The sequence below is a fragment of the Pseudodonghicola sp. genome, from assembly GCF_048268305.1.
Lineage (GTDB): Bacteria > Pseudomonadota > Alphaproteobacteria > Rhodobacterales > Rhodobacteraceae > Pseudodonghicola.
The window spans coordinates 287,217-303,768 of the sequence record NZ_JBLWVT010000003.1 but is presented as its reverse complement, the minus strand read 5'-3'; the positions used below and the strand labels follow the sequence as shown (position 1 = coordinate 303,768).

Here is a 16,552-nt window from a genome sequence, read left to right as displayed (position 1 = left end):
TCAGCGGCTTTCGGCGGCGAGTTCACGCACACCGGTGTCGAGCAGGTGGAAGAGATGCGTCGCGAAGCTGGTCCAGCAATCCAGCCGGAAGCTGTCGTCGGCGTCGCGCCAGAGGATCACGGTGGCGCCGTCGAACAGGGTGCGGCGCCCTTCGCCCACCGCGATGGTATCAAGGTCGCGGGCGCAGCCGAGCGTTAACAATTCCGCGGCGCGCGGCCCGTCGATGACGAAGCTGACCTCGCGCTCAGAGATATCGACCAGGCTGTGGGGATGGGTGGCATAGACACCGGCGCAGGCGGTGACGATGCCGGCGGCCGCGCTCTCGGGCGCATGCAGCATCCATTCGTCGGGCCCGAGGCAAAGCGCCTCAAGTTCGCCGACACTGGCGCGAAGGCCGATCCGGGTCGGCAGGCTCAGACCCAGGGCCGCCTCGATCGGCGCCAGATCGCCCCGGGCGCGCAGCGAGAACCGGGCGCAGCGAGGGGCGAAGCCAACCCGGGCGGCTGCACTTGCCGTGAGAACGCCGGGAATGAAGGAAGAAATCGGTGCGGTCATCTTCGCCTCCGGGTCAGATTTTCAGACGGGTGTTTTCGGGATCGACGAAAACCGTCGCGGTGATCTTCGCCGCGATGGTGCGGTCCGGCATCGGGATATAGACGGTCTCGCCCATCTTGCCGTGGCCGCCCTCGACCAACGCCAGCGCGATCGGCTGATCGGTGGTGCCGACGTCGTAGGAAGAGGTCACATGCCCCACCATGGTCATCGGGATCGCCTGTTTCGGGTCGAAGACGATCTGCGCGCCCTCTTCCAGCTTCGATCCATCCTCGGTCAGCAGGCCGACCAGCTGCTTGCGGTTCTTCGCCTGAAGATCCGGGCGCGCCAGCCCGCGCATGCCGACGAAATCGGGCTTCGACTTGCCCACGGCCCAGCCCATACCCGCGTCATAGGGCGTGACCGTGCCATCGGTATCCTGGCCGACGATGATATAACCCTTCTCGGCGCGCAGGACGTGCATCGTCTCGGTGCCATAGGCGGTGATGCCGTATTGCTGCCCCGCCTCCCACAGGGTTTCCCACAGCTTCTGGCCCAGATGCGCCGGCACGTTGACCTCGAAGCCGATCTCGCCGGTGAAGCTGACCCGGAACAGCCGCGCCGGCATGCCGGCCACGGTGCATTCCACGCAGGACATATGCGGGAAGGCCTCTTCGGTCAGCTCGACGCCTTCGACGAAGGGCGCCAGCAGCTTGGCGGCATTGGGGCCGTTCAGCGCCACGGTCGACCAGTGTTCAGTCGTCGAGGTCAGCCAGACGTTCAGATCGGGCCATTCGGTCTGGAGGTAATCCTCCATCATGTTGAGAACCCGCGCCGCGCCGCCGGTGGTGGTGGTGACGTGGAAACGATCCTCGGTCATGCGGCCAATGACACCGTCGTCGCGGATATAGCCGTCATCGCCCAGCAGCAGGCCATAGCGACAGCGGCCCGGCGCCAGCTTGGTCCAGGGGTTGGTGTACATGCGGTTCATGAATTCCACCGCATCGGGGCCCACCACCTCGATCTTGCCCAGGGTCGAGGCATCGAAGATGCCGACAGAGGCGCGGGTGGCGGCGCATTCGCGGCGCACGGCGGTATCCATATCTTCGCCTGGTTTCGGGAAGTACCAGGCCCGGCGCCATTGGCCGACGGGTTCAAAGACCGCGCCCTTCGCCTCGGCCCAGCTGTCGATATGGGTCTTGCGGGTCACCTCGAAATGCTCGCCACGGTGATAGCCGGCGAAGGCGCCGAAGCTGGTCGGCGTATAGGGCGGCCGGAAGGTGGTCAGGCCCACCTGCGGCTGCTTCTTGCCAAGCGCATCGGCGGCGATGTTGAGACCGTTGATATTGGACATCTTGCCCTGATCGGTCGCCATCCCGTTGGTGGTATAGCGCTTGACGTGTTCGATCGACCGCATGCCCTCGCGCACGGCCAGGCGCAGATCCTTGGCGGTCACATCGTTCTGGAAGTCGACGAAGGCCTTGGCCTTGCCGGCGCTGAGGTCGGTCGGCAGTTCCTTGTGCGACACGCCGGTGCCGGGGCGGTCGGCCTCGACCCCATAGGTCACCTGCACGCCAGCCTTGCCCAGTGCCTCGGCCACAGCACGGCCTTTCTCAGCACCATCCGCCAAGGCGGCCCCGATGCCCCAGAGCCCACGGCTGGCGCCGGCGATCACGCAGTCTTCCGGCGTCTTTTCCGGCAGGAAGGTGGTGCGGTCGTCGTCCCAGGTCAGCGACCCTTTGGTATGAGAGAACAGATGCAGCGAGGGCGTCCAGCCACCCGACATCAGCACCGCGTCACAGCGAATGTCCTGACCGGCGCCGACGGTGCCGCCCACCACCGGGTTGATCCGCAGCGAGGTGACCCGCAGCCGGCCCGAGGTTGCGGTCGCGGTATGCGACAGCTTGACGGCAATGCCGCGTGCGCGCGCCTCGTTTTGCAACAATGCGTCGACATCGGCACGGGTGTCCACGATGGCCTGCACCTGGGCACCGGCATCCTGCAGATCGAAGGCCGCGTACCAGGCGGAATCATGCGAGGTCAGGATCACCGGTCGCTTGCCGACCAGAACGCCGTAGCGGTTCAGGAAGGTCTGGGCCGAGCCCGCCAGCATCACGCCGGGGCGGTCGTTGCCATGGAACACCAGCGGCTTTTCCAGCGCCCCTTGCGCCAGCACGACCTGCTTTGACCGCACCCGCCACAGCCGTTCGCGCGGGGTATCGGCGGGCAGCTTGGGCAGATGGTCGGTCAGCTTTTCGACCAGCCCGATCATGTTCTGATGGTAATAGGCGATGGCGGTGGTGCGGGTCATGATCTTCACGCCCAGGGCCTTCAGCGCCTCCAGCTCGGCGGCCAGCCAGTCCCAGGCCGGCTTGCCGTCGATCCGTGCCTGCGGCTCGGACAGGAGCGTGCCGCCGGCTTCGGCGTTTTCATCCACCAGCACCACGCGCAGCCCCTCGACCGCGGCGGCACGGGCGGCGGCGAGCCCGGTGGGCCCGGCGCCGACGATCAGCACGTCGCAATGCAGGTTGCGAGAGGCGTAGGTATCCGGATCCTCCTCGGTCGGGCTCACGCCCAGACCGGCGGCGGCGCGAATGAACGGCTCATAGACCTTGTCCCAGAAGGATCGCGGCCACATGAAGGTCTTGTAGTAGAAGCCGGCCGAGAACAGCATATAGGCTGCGTCGTTCACCGCGCCCACGTCGAACTTGAGGCTGGGGAATTTGTTCTGGGAATTGGTTTCGAGCCCGTCCCAGATCTCCTGCACGGTGGCGCGGGTGTTGGGTTCGAACCGGCCCGAGCCGCGACGGGTGCCGATCAGCGCGTTGGGCTCTTCCGAGCCGGCCGCGATGGCGCCGCGCGGACGGTGATACTTGAACGACCGTCCCATCAGATGCACGCCGTTCGCCAGCAGGGCCGAGGCGACGGTGTCGCCCTGGACGCCGCGATAGCTCTTGCCGTCAAAGGTGAAGGTCACGGGGCGGGAGATATCCACCCGGCCCCGGCCGGAAACGCGATAGCTGCTCATTTCTGGTCCCCCGTCAGGGTGGAGAGGGCGGGGCGCGGTTCGCCCGCCTTGTAGGTGGTCAGGAACTTGTCGGTGACGGTGTCGCGCACCGCGTTGAAGAACCGGCCGCAGCCGTGGACATGCCGCCAGCGTTCGTAAAGCGGCCCCTTCACGTTGGAACGCATGAAGAGGAATTCGGCCCATTCCGCATCGGTGGTCTCGGAGGGGTTCGCCGGGCGGGCGATATGCGCCTCGCTGGCATAGGCGAATTCGACCTCGGGCAGGGTCTCGTTGCAATAGGGGCAATGGATCAGAAGCATCTGTTTGACCTCGGTGAGCGTGCTTGGTCAGTGCGCGACGGCGGCGGCAGCGGCTTCGTCGATCAGACGGCCGGTGCGGAAACGCTCGAGCGTGAAGGGGGCGTTGATCGGGTGCGGTTCGTCCTTGGCAATGGTATGGGCAAAGACGTGGGCCGACCCCGGCGTGGCCTTGAAGCCGCCAGTGCCCCAGCCGCAGTTGACATAGAGGTTCGGCACCGGAGTCTTGCCGATGATCGGCGACCGGTCGGGGGTGTTGTCGGTGATCCCGCCCCATTTGCGCAGCATCCGCATACGGTTGAAGATCGGGAACACTTCCGAGATCGCGGCGATGGTGTGTTCGATCAGCGGCAGGCCGCCGCGCTGCGAATAGGAGACGTATTGATCGGTCCCCGATCCGATCACCAGCTCGCCCTTGTCGGACTGGCTGCAATAGGCGTGCACCGCGTTGGACATGACCACGCAGGGGAAGATCGGCTTCACGGGCTCAGACACCAGCGCTTGCAGCGGCATCGATTCCAGCGGCAGGCGCACCCCTGCGGTCGCCATGACCATGGAGTTGTGGCCCGAGGCGCTGACCGCGACCTTCTTCGCCTTGATGAAGCCCTTTTCGGTGTCCACCCCGGCGACCGAGCCGTCGGCATTGCGGCGGATCGCGATGACGGCGCAATTCTGGATGATGTCGACGCCGCGCGCCGCCGCGCCCCGGGCATAGCCCCAGGCCACCGCATCGTGCCGGGCGGTCCCCGCACGCTCCTGCAGCGCGCCGCCCATCACCGGATAGCGGGCATCCTTGGCGATGTTCACCGGCGGACAGTATTCCTTGCATTCCTCGGGCGTCAGCCAGCGGTTGTCGATGCCGTTCAGCCGGTTGGCATGGACGTGACGCTTGAAGCTTTGAACGTCATGCACCGTATGCGCCAGCATCAGGCAGCCCCGGTTCGAATACATGACGTTATAGTTCAGCTCCTGGCTGAGCCCCTGCCACAGATCCACCGAGTGATCGAACAGCCGCTGGCTTTCGTCATAGAGATAGTTCGAGCGGATGATGGTGGTGTTGCGGCCGGTATTGCCGCCGCCCAGCCAGCCCTTGTCGATCACCGCGATATTGGTGATGCCGTGCTGCGACGCAAGATAATAGGCGGCACCAAGGCCGTGGCCCCCTGCCCCGACGATGACCACGTCGTATTCGGGCTTGGGCTGGCTGTCCGGCCATTGCTCGGTCCAGTTTTTATGACCGCTCAGAGCGTTCTTGAGCAGGTTGAAAGCGTTGAAACGCGTCATGGGCGAGCCCCCGGCTGAGAAAAAGTCTGACAGGGTTGGTAGACCTCTGCGACGCGACGGAATTGAATATTTGCGACATCTGGACCGGAGATAAGCGCCAGCGCCCATCACATCGGATCAACGCGGTCTCTTGGAAGCAGAAAAGCCGCCCTTCGCGACCGGAAAAGATGCTGGGCCGTGCTTTCAGAGAAATGCCAAGGACCCGCGTCGCACTCAAACCGCACCGGTTCCGCAACGGTTCCGAGCGAATCGATAGGCCTCCAGGGCTGGGCGACGGCGCTGAAAGGGCAATGATGCGACCAGCCCCCTGAGACCTGCATCAGCCCCGTATCAGGGTGAGGGAACCGACTGCAGTGCGTGGGGGCGTCGTATTTCTACCGCAGCATCGTCGCAAAATTTCTGCCTTCTTTTGCCCCTCCATCAATAACTTTCGACATGGGGCGCTTCGCCCGGTGTCGGTCCTTTGTGATGGCCTGACTGCCGGACTGATCGGGGGCAATCCGGACCCGGCAGACTGGGGCGGAAAAGATAGATGGCCGGCGCTTTGGCGACGGCCCGACTCCCCTGTGCCCGCACACAAGAAGACCCGGAAAACCGGGCGTCAATTGGGGATCTCATCCCTGAACCAACACGGAGAAACGCCTTTGACGAATTTAGAGAATACTGATGCCTTGACTGCGGAACTCCCGTCCGAAACCGCGCCTTCGGGTCAAATCAAGACAGACTACACCATTGGTCGCGACAATATCGAAGGCGCGATCGGCCCCTTCGGTTTCGATGTTCACAATCCGGTCTTCCTGATTTCCGCCCTGGCAGTAATCGCTTTCGTGGTTTTCACTCTGGCCCTTCCCGAACAGGCCAGCAGCCTGTTCAGCTTGCTCTTCTCGGAGGTGACGAAAGGCTTTGACTGGTTCTTCATCGGCGCCGCTGATGTTTTCGTTCTTCTCTGCCTTGTGCTGATCGTCAGCCCCTACGGAAAAATCCGCCTGGGCGGGCAGGATGCGACACCTGACTTCAGCTATGTGAGCTGGTTCTCGATGCTCTTTGCTGCCGGCATGGGGATCGGGTTGATGTTCTACGGCGTCTCCGAACCCCTGAGCCATTTCTCCTCCTCACTGGGCGGCACGGCGGCTGGGGCCGATGGCCTGCGCACCGACTGGGCTCCCCTGGGCGCGGCGCCGAACCAGGCGGAGGCGGTCCGGCTCGGTATGGCGGCCTCGATCTTCCACTGGGCCCTGCACCCCTGGGCGATCTATGCGATCCTTGCGCTCAGCCTTGCGCTTTTCAGCTACAACAAGGGGCTGCCGCTGACGATCCGCTCGGCTTTCTATCCGATCTTCGGAGAACGGATCTGGGGCTGGCCAGGCCATATCATCGACATTCTCGCCGTTTTCGCCACGCTCTTCGGCCTGGCCACCTCGCTCGGGCTTGGGGCGGCGCAGGCGAATGCCGGTCTCAACAAGATCTTCGGTATCCCGATCGACACCACCTCGCAAATCGTCCTGATCGTCATAATCACCTCCATCGCGCTCTTCTCGGTCATCCGCGGGTTGGAAGCCGGGGTGAAACTCCTGTCCGAGATCAACATGGGCCTCGCCTTCCTGCTGCTGGTCTTCGTGCTGGCCGCCGGACCGACGCTGCTGCTGGTGACCGACGCCGGGGATTTCCTGCTGGCCTATCTGGAATATCTGCCGGCGCTGTCGAACCCGGTCGGGCGCGACGACGTGAACTTCATGCAGGGCTGGACCTCGTTCTACTGGGCCTGGTGGATCTCCTGGTCGCCCTTCGTCGGCATGTTCATCGCCCGCGTCAGCCGTGGCCGGACCGTCCGGGAATTCCTGGTCAGCGTGCTGCTGATCCCCTCGCTGGTCTGCGTGATCTGGATGTCGATCTTCGGTGGCGCTGCGATCAGCCAGGTGGTGCGCGACGGCTATACCGCCGCCACGGAAGCCGCTCTGCCGCTGCAGCTCTTCGCGATGCTCAACGCGCTGCCGATGAGCCAGATCACCTCGCTTGTCGGTATCGTCCTGGTGATCGTGTTCTTCGTCACCTCCTCCGACTCCGGCAGCCTGGTGATCGACACCATCACCTCTGGCGGCAAGGTCGATGCCCCCGTCGCGCAGCGGGTGTTCTGGTGCCTGTTCGAAGGCGTCATCGCCATCGTCCTGCTGCTGTCGGCGGGTGGGCTGAAATCCCTGCAATCCATGGTGATCTCAACCGGCCTGCCCTTCACCGTCGTGCTTCTGGTGATGTGCGTGGCAATCTGGCGAGGTCTCGCCAGCGAACCGCGCTGACGATGACAACGCCCGGTCCGAAAGGGCCGGGCGTCACGCCCGAGGGGGGCGGCAGTCCGAACCGGGACCCCGTCACCCCTCGGCGTCGGCCCCTCGCCGCAAGGCATGCGGCGTCGTCTCGAACCGGCGCCGGAACATCCGGCTCAGATGCGAGGAATCGCAAAAGCCGCAATCGACGGCGATCTGGGCAATCGACTTCTCGCTGGTCGAAATCAGATGATGTGCCAACGACAGCCGAATGGTCAGAAAGGCCGCCTGCGGCGAGATATCGAGCGCAGTCCGGAAATGACGTTCAAGCTGGCGCTTGCTGTGTCCGATCCGGCGGGCGATATCCTCGACCGACAGTGGCGTATCAATGTTCTGCTGCATCAGCAGCAGCGCGCGCAACACGATCGGATCCCGCGTCTTGAAATCCAGCGTGATCCCCGGCTGCGGCTTTTCCGGCTGCAGCGCATCGTCGATGATCATGATATGCAGGCTCTTGCTCGCCTGCGCGCGGCCGACATGCTTGTCGACCAGATAGGCGGCAAGATGCGCCGAACTCGCCCCACCCGAGCAGGTCAGCCGATCACCGTCCACCACGAAGATCTGATCGGTGACCGGATTGAGCCCCTCGAACTGCTCGAGGAAATCGGCGTGGTGAAACCAGCTGACGCAACACCGATAGCCGTCGAGCAGCCCAGCCTGGTGCAACATGAAGGCGCCGGTGCAGAGCCCCACCAACGGCACGCCCGAGTCGGCGGCCTGATGCAGAAACCGGATATAGGCGGGGCTGAGATTCGACATCTCGTCCATCAGCCCGCCGACGACGACGATATAGTCGAATCGCGACGGATCCCCCAACCGCTCCTTCGGCTGTACGGTAATTCCGCAGCTCGATGAGACCGCGTCCATCGTATCCGACAGCACGGTCCAGTTGCACAGGATCGGTCGGCTGCGGTCGCCTTCGTCGGCGGCAAGCCTCAGCACATCCACGAAATTCGCGAAAGCGCAGAGCGTGAAGCGCTTGGCGAGAATGAACCCCACAGACAGGCGCACCCCGCTGGGTCGAGGCCGCAGGGCATGCGCCGTTGTGCCGCGATGGGGCAGCTTTTGCAGTTCGGTTTTAGGGTCCATTGGCCCGCACACGGTGGATCGCAGAAATTTCTAATCTGCTGTCGTAGCCTTAATCCCGCATTGACGCAATCGTTCTGTTTTTTTGTGAGCCACGATCGCAATACTGGCGTCCACAAGAACCACAACACCCCTTTCTGACTACTCTGAAAGGGAAAAAACTATGGTCTCAGGCCCGACTGTTGCGTTTGGCAGGACGACAGAGATCGCGGTCGTTGCGTCGCCTTCGTTCTGTCCCGAGCCGCCGAATATACCGCCGCAATCGGCGACATGCGCGCATTCGGAGCACCCTGGGAGACCGGCAGAGAGGATGACATGAAGGTATTGGTCCCGATAAAGCGGGTCGTTGATCACAATGTGAAGATCCGCGTCAAGGCGGATGGCAGCGGCGTCGATCTGGCCAACGTGAAAATGTCGATGAACCCCTTCGACGAGATCGCGATCGAGGCCGCTGTTCGCCTGAAGGAAGCCGGCACCGCGGATGAGGTGATCGTCGTTTCGGTCGGCCCGGCGCAGGCGCAGGAGGTGCTGCGCACCGCCCTGGCGATGGGCGCCGACCGGGCGATCCTGATCACCGTGGACCATGCGGTTGAGCCCCTGGCTGTCGCGAAACTCCTGAAGGGCGTGATCGCGACGGAAGAACCCGAGCTGGTGCTTCTCGGCAAACAGGCGATCGACGACGATTGCAACCAGACCGGCCAGATGTTGGCGGCGCTGCTGGGCTGGAGTCAGGCAACCTTCGCATCGGAAATCGCACTCGGCGACGGCAAGGCCAAGGTCACCCGCGAAGTGGACGGGGGTCTGCAGGCGATCGAGGTTGCCCTGCCCACGGTCGTTACCGTCGATCTGCGCCTGAATGAACCGCGCTACGCCTCGCTTCCGAACATCATGAAGGCCAAGAAGAAGCCGCTCGAGATCAAGACTCCTGAGGACTTCGGCCTTCAGGTCGCGCCCCGGCTGACCGTGCTGCGGGTCGAGGAGCCGGCAGCGCGCAGCGCCGGCATCAAGGTCGGCAGCGTCGCCGAACTTCTCGACAGACTGAAAAACGAAGCCAGTGTCATCTGAGCAACAGCGGGAACACAGACCATGGCCATTCTTCTTTTCGCAGACCATGACAATGCGGCGCTGTCCGAACAGACCGCGAAAACCCTGACCGCCGCCACGCAGATCGGCACCGAGGTCGATATCCTGATCGCCGGCAAGGACGCCGCTGCCGTCGCCGAACAGGCTTCGAAACTCGCCGGTGTGCGCAGCGTCCTCCTGGCCGAGGCCGAGGCGCTGGAACATCGCCTTGCCGAGCCGACCGCCGCGCTGCTCCTGGCGCTGTCGGGCGATTACGACACCGTCCTGGCTCCGGCCACGACCACCGGCAAGAATGTGATGCCGCGCCTTGCTGCTTTGCTCGACGTGATGCAGATCTCAGAGGTGATCGAGGTTGTCAGCTCCGACATCTTCAAGCGCCCGATCTATGCCGGAAACGCCATTGAGGTGGTGCAAAGCCTCGAGGCCAAGAAAGTTCTGACCCTGCGCACTGCGGGCTTCCCGGCCGCCGCCGAAGCCGGCACCGCGGCGCCGATCAAGGCGGTCGAGGCCGGAGTCGGAAACTCCGATCTGTCGCGCTTTGTCGAAAACATCCTGTCCAAGAACGATCGTCCCGAACTGAGCGCGGCCCGGATCATCGTCTCGGGCGGGCGGGCACTCGGCTCGGACGAAAAGTTCCGCGAAGTACTGAACCCTGTGGCCGACAAGCTTGGCGCGGCGGTGGGTGCCTCGCGCGCGGCGGTGGACGCGGGTTTCGCCCCGAACGATCTTCAGGTCGGTCAGACCGGCAAGGTTGTCGCCCCCGACCTCTATGTCGCCTGCGGTATCTCCGGTGCGATCCAGCATCTCGCAGGGATGAAGGACTCGAAGGTGATCGTTGCGATCAACACCGATGAAGAGGCGCCGATCTTCCAGGTGGCCGACTATGGTATCGTCGGAGATCTGTTCGAGATTCTGCCGGAAATCGAACGTCAGCTCTGATCCGTTCGTCAACCGATCTCAGGGAGCCCCCCAATGACCGCACAGATCATAGATGGAAAGTCCTGCGCCGCTGGCCTCGGTGACCGGATCGCGGAAAGCGCTGCCGACTTCCGGCGCGATGCCGGTCGCGCCCCCGGGCTTGCGGTGGTGCTGGTCGGAACCGATCCGGCCAGCGAAATCTACGTCCGCAGCAAAGGCCGCATGGCGCGCCAGCTTGGCATGGAAAGCTTCGAACATGTCCTGAGCGCCGACACCACGCAGGAGGCGCTGCTCGATCTCATCGCGCAGCTCAATGCAGACGACACCGTTGACGGTATCCTCGTGCAGCTCCCCCTGCCGGGTCATCTGGACAGCCTTTCGGTGGTCGAGGCCATCTCTCCCGCCAAGGATGTGGACGGGTTGCATCCGTTGAACGCGGGCTATCTCGCCTCGGGTCTCCCCGGACTGGTTTCCTGCACGCCGCTCGGCTGTCTGATGCTTCTGAAGGAGACGCTCGGCGATCTCTCCGGCCTCGATGCGATCGTTGTCGGGCGTTCGATCCTGGTCGGCAAGCCGATGGCGCAGCTTCTTCTGGCCGAAAACTGCACCGTGACGTTGGCGCATTCCCGCACCCGCGATCTGCCGCAAAAGGTCGGGGCCGCGGATATCGTGGTGGCCGCCGTCGGCTCGGCAGAAATGATCAAGGGAAGCTGGATCAACCCGGGGGCGACGGTGATTGATGTCGGCACCAGCCGCGTCATCCGTGACGGCAAGAAGGAATTGGTCGGCGACGTCGAGTTCGCCACCGCCTCCATCGCCGCGCGGGCGATCACGCCGGTTCCCGGTGGAGTCGGCCCGATGACGATCATGTGCCTGATGCACAACACGGTTCTGGCCGCCTACCGGCGCGCCGGACGCCCGGCGCCGCAGCTCGGATGAGCCGGCGGGCGGACATATCCGGCGGTCCTGGCCGCGGCCTGCGGGAAACAGTCGTTTTTCGCACGACGAATGCCGGTTGGGCCGCAGCGTCGCCCCGTTTCAAAGCCAATCTGCAATGCAAACTCCTCGAACGAATGGAATGACTCATGTCTTCATTTCCTGAACGCGCAAAAGTCGTCATCGTCGGCCTCGGCGGCATCGTCGGCGCCTCTGTCGCGCACCACCTGATCGAGCGCGGCTGGGATGATATCGTCGGCATCGACAAGTCCGGTATCCCCACCGACATCGGGTCGACCGCGCATGCCTCGGACTTCTGCTACACCACCAGCCACGACCTGCTCAGCACCTGGTCGACGCAGTATTCCGTCGATTTCTACGAGAAGATGGGCCACTACGCCCGGATCGGCGGGCTCGAAGTCGCCCGCGTCGGCGATGACGAGCGGATGGAGGAACTGAAGCGCCGCGTCGATTCCGGCCGCGCCTTCGGCACCCGGGTCAGGATCATCACCGCCGCCGAGGCGAAAGAGAAGTTCCCGCTGCTGGAAGAAGACCAGATTCAGGGGGCCATGTGGGATCCGGACGCCGGTCTGGTGATCCCGCGGTCGCAGACCGTGGCGGGTAAACTGGTGGATCAGGCGGAGAAGAGCGGCAAGCTCAAGGCCTTTGCCAATACCCCGGCGCTGGAGCTGATCACCGAGGATGGCCGCGTCAAGGGCGTGAAGACGACGCGCGGCACGATCTATGCCGATCACGTGGTGGTCTGTGCCGGCATCTGGGGCCGGCTGATCGCCGCGATGGCGGGCGAAGACCTGCCGGTGATGCCGGTCGACCACCCGCTGACCTTCTTCGGGCCCTATGACGAATTCGCCGGCACCGGCAAGGAAATCGGCCGCCCACTGCTGCGCGACCAGGGCAACTCGGCCTATCTGCGTGACACCGGCGATCCCGCGACCACCGAAGGCGGCCAGATCGAATGGGGGTACTACTATGAAGAAGAGCCGCGTCTGGTGCATCCGCGCGACATTCTCGAAAAGGGTCAGGCGCGCCTCGGGCCATCGATGCGCGACCTCGTGCTGGAAGACGTGATCGAACCGCTTGAAAAAGCGATGGAACTGACCCCGATCCTGGCCGAACTGGGCTTCAACGAAAGCCATTCGTTCAACGGCCTGCTGCAGACCACCACCGATGGCGGCCCGTCGATGGGCGAAAGCCGCAAACTGCGTGGTCTGTGGTACGCCGTGGCGATCTGGGTCAAGGACGGCCCCGGCATGGGCAAGCTGATCGCCGACTGGATGAGCGACGGTCGCACCCATATCGACCACCATGGCATCGACTATTCCCGCTTCAGCGACTTCCAGTTGACCGAAGAGTTCATTCACGACCGGTGCTGGGAAACCGCGAAGAAGATCTACAATCCGCCGGTTCACGTGCGCGAGCCTTTCTCGAAGGGTCGCAACCTGCGCCGCTCGCCGTTCTATGAGCGTGAGGTGGAACTCGGTGGCTACTTCATGGAGCTGGGCGGCTGGGAACGCGCTCATGGCTATGCCGCCAACGAGCATCTGCTGGAGAAATACGCCGATCAGGTGCCGCTGCGCGAGGCCGAATGGGACAACCGCCATTTCTGGCGCGTCTCGAACGCCGAGCAGCTTGAGATGAGCGCGGATTGCGGCCTCATCAACCTGTCGCACTTCCATATGACCGACATCTCCGGTCCCGATCATGTCGAGCTGATGGAATACCTCTGCGCCGCGAAGATCGGCGGCGACGCCAATATCGGCAAGGGCATCTATACCCATATGCTGGATGATGAGGGCAATGTGCGCGCCGACTTCACCGTCTTCCGCATGGCGGATCGCTGCCGGCTGGTGAACGGTGCCGACGCCGGCCCGCGCGATCAGATGTACATGAGGCGCATGGCGGCAGACCGTGGTCTCGACGTCACCATCACCGATGTGACCGAGGCTTTCACCACCATCGGCATCTGGGGGCCGAACGCCCGCGAGAACCTGAAGAAGGTGGTCGCCGATCCCGACATGCTGGAGAAGGAGAACTTCCCCTTCGCCGCGATCAAGACCATCGAGATCGCCGGCAAAAAGGTCTCCGCCTTCCGCATTTCCTATGTGGGCGAACAGGGCTGGGAGCTGCACATGGCCTATGAGGACGGCCTGGCGGTCTGGGATGCGCTGCGGTCGACCGGTGTGATGGCGGTGGGCGTCGAAACCTATGCCAACTCGCGGCGCCTGGAAAAATCCCTGCGCCTGCAGAACGCCGACCTGCACACCCAGTATAACCTTTACGAGGCCGATCTGGCCCGCCCCAAGGTCAAGGAAGCCGATTTCCGCGGCAAGGCGAAGCATGTCGAATATCGCGCCCGTGATCACCAGCCGGCCATGCTCTGCACCCTGGTGATGACCGAAAACACCGACCGGAATGGCGTGAAGCGGTATCCGAACACCACCATGCCGGTGATGGACCCGGAAACCGGCGAGACGCTGATCGACGACCTTGGCCGCCGGTCCTACACCAGCTCGGTGGCCTTCGGGCCCAGCATCGGCAAGAACATCGCCCTGGCCTATCTGCCGTGGGACTATTGCCAGAAGGGTCGCAAGCTGACCGTCTCCTATTTCGATGAGGTCTATCCGGTCGAGGTCGCGGGGGTCGGTTACGAACCGCTCTACGATCCAGAAAACCTCAAGCCGCGCAGCTAAGCTGCCGGGAAGGACGGAAGATCACGGCGCCGGCGGGGCAATCCCGCCGGCGTCAGGCGTTTCAGGGGCAGCGCGGCCTAGACCTCAGGCTCCTGTTCCGCCAACCAGTCGGCAAATAGCCGGGCGTTGGCCGAGGCGCGGCCATGAATGCGCAAATAGAATGGATAGGGAGACTCCATCGCCTCGGGAACGAGCTGCACGAGCCGCCCGCTGTCGAGATATCCCCCCAGCAGCCCTTCCCAGCCGAGCGCCGCGCCGATGTCGTCTTCGGCGGCCTTCAAGCCGATCAGGTAATTGTTCAACGAAAACTCCGGCCCCTTCGGCGCCGACCGGTTCAGGGATGAGAACCATTCCGGCCAGTCGGTCCAGGCGTTGGCCCCGGACTGGATGCGGATCAGCGGAACTTCGGCCAAATCCGAAATCTGTTCAATCCCATGAGCCTCGGCGAAATGCGCGCTGCCCAGGGCCAGAATCCGGTCGCGAAACAGAACCCGGGTTTCATCATCTTCCAGCGCCGGATCGCCATAGTGAATGCTCAGATCGACACCCTGCGCCCTGCCACTGTCCTCGATGATCTGCGAGATCGCGACGCCGGGGTGCGCCTTCCAGAAGGCCGCCAGCCGCGGCGTCAACCAAAGCCCGCTCATCGCCGTCGTCGCCGCGATCGAAACCGCTGTCCGGTCATGGCGGTTGCGAATGCGCGCAACGCTGTCGGAAATCCCCTCGAACCCCCGCTGCAGCGACACGAACAGCAAGGCGCCCGCTTCGGTCAGCTCCACCCCCCGATACTGACGGTTGAACAGGGGCTGCCCCAATTCCTGTTCCAACGCCTTGATCCGATGACTCACGGCCGCCGGCGTGACGTTCATTTCGCTTGAGGCCATCTTGAAGCTCAAATTTCGTGCAGCCGATTCGAAGCAGGCCAAGTCGCCGAGAGACGGAAGATCATAGGGCTTTCGCATATGGTCTGGTCGCTTTCAGACAAGAGAAGTCGTTCGCGTGACATGGGGACTTTGAGTTTAGATAGGCTAAACTCAGATGAGATTTTTGACAATTGTCATCCGATCGGCGTGATGGCTTCGTGCGCGAATATCCCTCTGCCGCGACAGGAACACCAAGATGGCACGCCAGACCGCCTCGCTCTCCGATCTGCTCATGCAGCACCGCCCCGGATATGGCCTTCCGCAGCCCTTCTATAACGCCCCCGACATCTTTGAGGCGGATCTCGAGACCATTTTCTATCGGGAATGGCTCTATGCCTTTCCGGCCTGCATGCTCGACAAATCCGGCAGCTACCAGCGGCTGAAGGTCGGCGTCTATGATGTGATCGTGCTGCGCGACGGCAAGGGGGACATCCGCGCCTTTCACAATACCTGTCGTCACCGCGGCTCGATCATCTGCGCCGCCACCAAGGGTCGCGTCGCCAAGCTGACCTGCCCCTATCATCAGTGGACCTATGACCTTGACGGCCGCCTGATCTGGGCCCGCGACATGGCCGCCGATTTCGACGCCTCCAAACATGGGCTAAAGCCGGTGAACTGCCGCGAAGTCGCCGGGTTGGTCTATATCTGCTTGGCCGAAGACGCGCCCGATTTCGACGCCTTCGCCGAGACCGTGCGCCCCTATCTGGGCGTGCATGACCTGTCCAACGCCAAGGTGGCGCATCAGTCGACCATCATCGAGAAGGGCAACTGGAAGCTGGTCTGGGAGAATAACCGCGAGTGCTATCACTGCGCCGGCAACCACCCCGATCTTTGCCGCACCTACCCCGAGGATCCCACGATCACCGGGGTGAGCCCTGACGGCACCTTCCCCGAGAAGGTCGAAAACCACTTCCGCCGTCTCGAAGCCGCGGGCGCGCCGTCGCGCTTCCAGCTTGGCAAAGACGGCCAGTACCGGGTGGCGCGGATGCCGCTGCTCGAGGGCGCGGAAAGCTATACCATCAACGGCAAGATCGCCGTGCAGAAACGTCTGGGTCAGGTCCCATTCCTCGACGCCGGCACGCTGCTGCTGTTCCACTACCCGACCACCTGGAACCACTTCCTCACTGACCACTCGATCACCTTCCGCGTGACTCCGATCGGTCCGCAGGAAACCGAGGTGCAAACCACCTGGCTGGTGAACAAGGATGCGGTCGAAGGCGTGGATTACGATCTGGAGAACCTGACCCGGGTCTGGGAACACACCAACGACGAGGATCGCCGCGTCGTTGAAGACAACCAGCAGGGCATCAATTCGCCTGCCTATGAACCTGGCCCCTATTCGACCACCCATGAGGATGGTGTGCTGCAGTTCGTCAACTGGTATCTCGACCGGATGCGCAGCGCGCACGCCCCCCAGACCCTCGCAGCGGAGTAA

The 16,552-nt window shown here is 63.5% G+C and carries 12 protein-coding genes; 6 read left to right on the top strand and 6 right to left on the bottom strand.

Translation table 11 applies throughout. The annotated features are described in order from the left end of the window. Genes soxG through ACN0V4_RS07215 form a run of 4 tightly spaced genes read right to left on the bottom strand, consistent with a single transcriptional unit; the run spans position 1 to position 5,139 of the window. Complete coding sequence (soxG, locus tag ACN0V4_RS07230) at positions 1 to 555, bottom strand: sarcosine oxidase subunit gamma family protein (RefSeq protein ID WP_417674491.1); 555 nt, start codon at positions 553 to 555, stop codon at positions 1 to 3. 13 nt (positions 556 to 568) lie between these two features. Next, positions 569 to 3,559 carry a sarcosine oxidase subunit alpha gene (locus ACN0V4_RS07225; protein WP_417674489.1) on the bottom strand — a complete coding sequence of 997 codons (2,991 nt, stop codon included), beginning with the start codon at positions 3,557 to 3,559 and terminating at the stop codon, positions 569 to 571. Next, complete coding sequence (locus ACN0V4_RS07220) at positions 3,556 to 3,858, bottom strand: sarcosine oxidase subunit delta (RefSeq protein WP_417674487.1); 303 nt, start codon at positions 3,856 to 3,858, stop codon at positions 3,556 to 3,558. The genes ACN0V4_RS07225 and ACN0V4_RS07220 overlap by 4 nt, the downstream gene beginning before the upstream one ends. 27 nt (positions 3,859 to 3,885) lie before the next feature. Then, positions 3,886 to 5,139 (bottom strand): sarcosine oxidase subunit beta family protein, encoded by a 1,254-nt coding sequence (locus tag ACN0V4_RS07215; RefSeq protein ID WP_417674485.1) that lies wholly within the window; start codon positions 5,137 to 5,139, stop codon positions 3,886 to 3,888. A 671-nt stretch (positions 5,140 to 5,810) separates the two neighbouring features. On the opposite strand from ACN0V4_RS07215, the gene ACN0V4_RS07210 reads away from it, so the two are divergent. After that, the gene (locus ACN0V4_RS07210) at positions 5,811 to 7,433 is read left to right on the top strand and encodes a BCCT family transporter (protein ID WP_417674483.1); all 1,623 of its coding nucleotides are present in this window, start codon (positions 5,811 to 5,813) and stop codon (positions 7,431 to 7,433) included. A gap of 72 nt (positions 7,434 to 7,505) precedes the next feature. Here the strand turns inward: ACN0V4_RS07210 and ACN0V4_RS07205 are convergent, their stop codons facing one another. Next, on the bottom strand, positions 7,506 to 8,465 hold the full coding sequence (locus tag ACN0V4_RS07205; protein ID WP_417674848.1) for a GlxA family transcriptional regulator: 960 nt from the start codon (positions 8,463 to 8,465) through the stop codon (positions 7,506 to 7,508). A 396-nt stretch (positions 8,466 to 8,861) separates the two neighbouring features. On the opposite strand from ACN0V4_RS07205, the gene ACN0V4_RS07200 reads away from it, so the two are divergent. From ACN0V4_RS07200 to ACN0V4_RS07185, 4 genes are all read left to right on the top strand, one after another. Then, positions 8,862 to 9,611: an electron transfer flavoprotein subunit beta/FixA family protein gene (locus tag ACN0V4_RS07200; protein ID WP_417674481.1), complete on the top strand. Its 750-nt coding sequence runs from the start codon at positions 8,862 to 8,864 to the stop codon at positions 9,609 to 9,611. A 21-nt stretch (positions 9,612 to 9,632) separates the two neighbouring features. Beyond that, entirely contained in the window at positions 9,633 to 10,568 is a 936-nt protein-coding gene (locus tag ACN0V4_RS07195) for an electron transfer flavoprotein subunit alpha/FixB family protein (protein ID WP_417674479.1), read from the top strand. Between the two features lie 33 nt (positions 10,569 to 10,601). Beyond that, positions 10,602 to 11,486 (top strand): bifunctional methylenetetrahydrofolate dehydrogenase/methenyltetrahydrofolate cyclohydrolase FolD, encoded by an 885-nt coding sequence (gene folD, locus ACN0V4_RS07190; RefSeq protein WP_417674477.1) that lies wholly within the window; start codon positions 10,602 to 10,604, stop codon positions 11,484 to 11,486. 146 nt (positions 11,487 to 11,632) lie between these two features. After that, positions 11,633 to 14,194: a GcvT family protein gene (locus tag ACN0V4_RS07185; protein ID WP_417674475.1), complete on the top strand. Its 2,562-nt coding sequence runs from the start codon at positions 11,633 to 11,635 to the stop codon at positions 14,192 to 14,194. 77 nt (positions 14,195 to 14,271) lie between these two features. On the opposite strand, the gene ACN0V4_RS07180 is transcribed toward ACN0V4_RS07185, so the two are convergent. Next, positions 14,272 to 15,156: a LysR substrate-binding domain-containing protein gene (locus ACN0V4_RS07180; RefSeq protein ID WP_417674473.1), complete on the bottom strand. Its 885-nt coding sequence runs from the start codon at positions 15,154 to 15,156 to the stop codon at positions 14,272 to 14,274. A gap of 157 nt (positions 15,157 to 15,313) precedes the next feature. Between ACN0V4_RS07180 and ACN0V4_RS07175 the strand changes: the two genes are divergently transcribed. Beyond that, positions 15,314 to 16,552: an aromatic ring-hydroxylating oxygenase subunit alpha gene (locus ACN0V4_RS07175; protein ID WP_417674471.1), complete on the top strand. Its 1,239-nt coding sequence runs from the start codon at positions 15,314 to 15,316 to the stop codon at positions 16,550 to 16,552.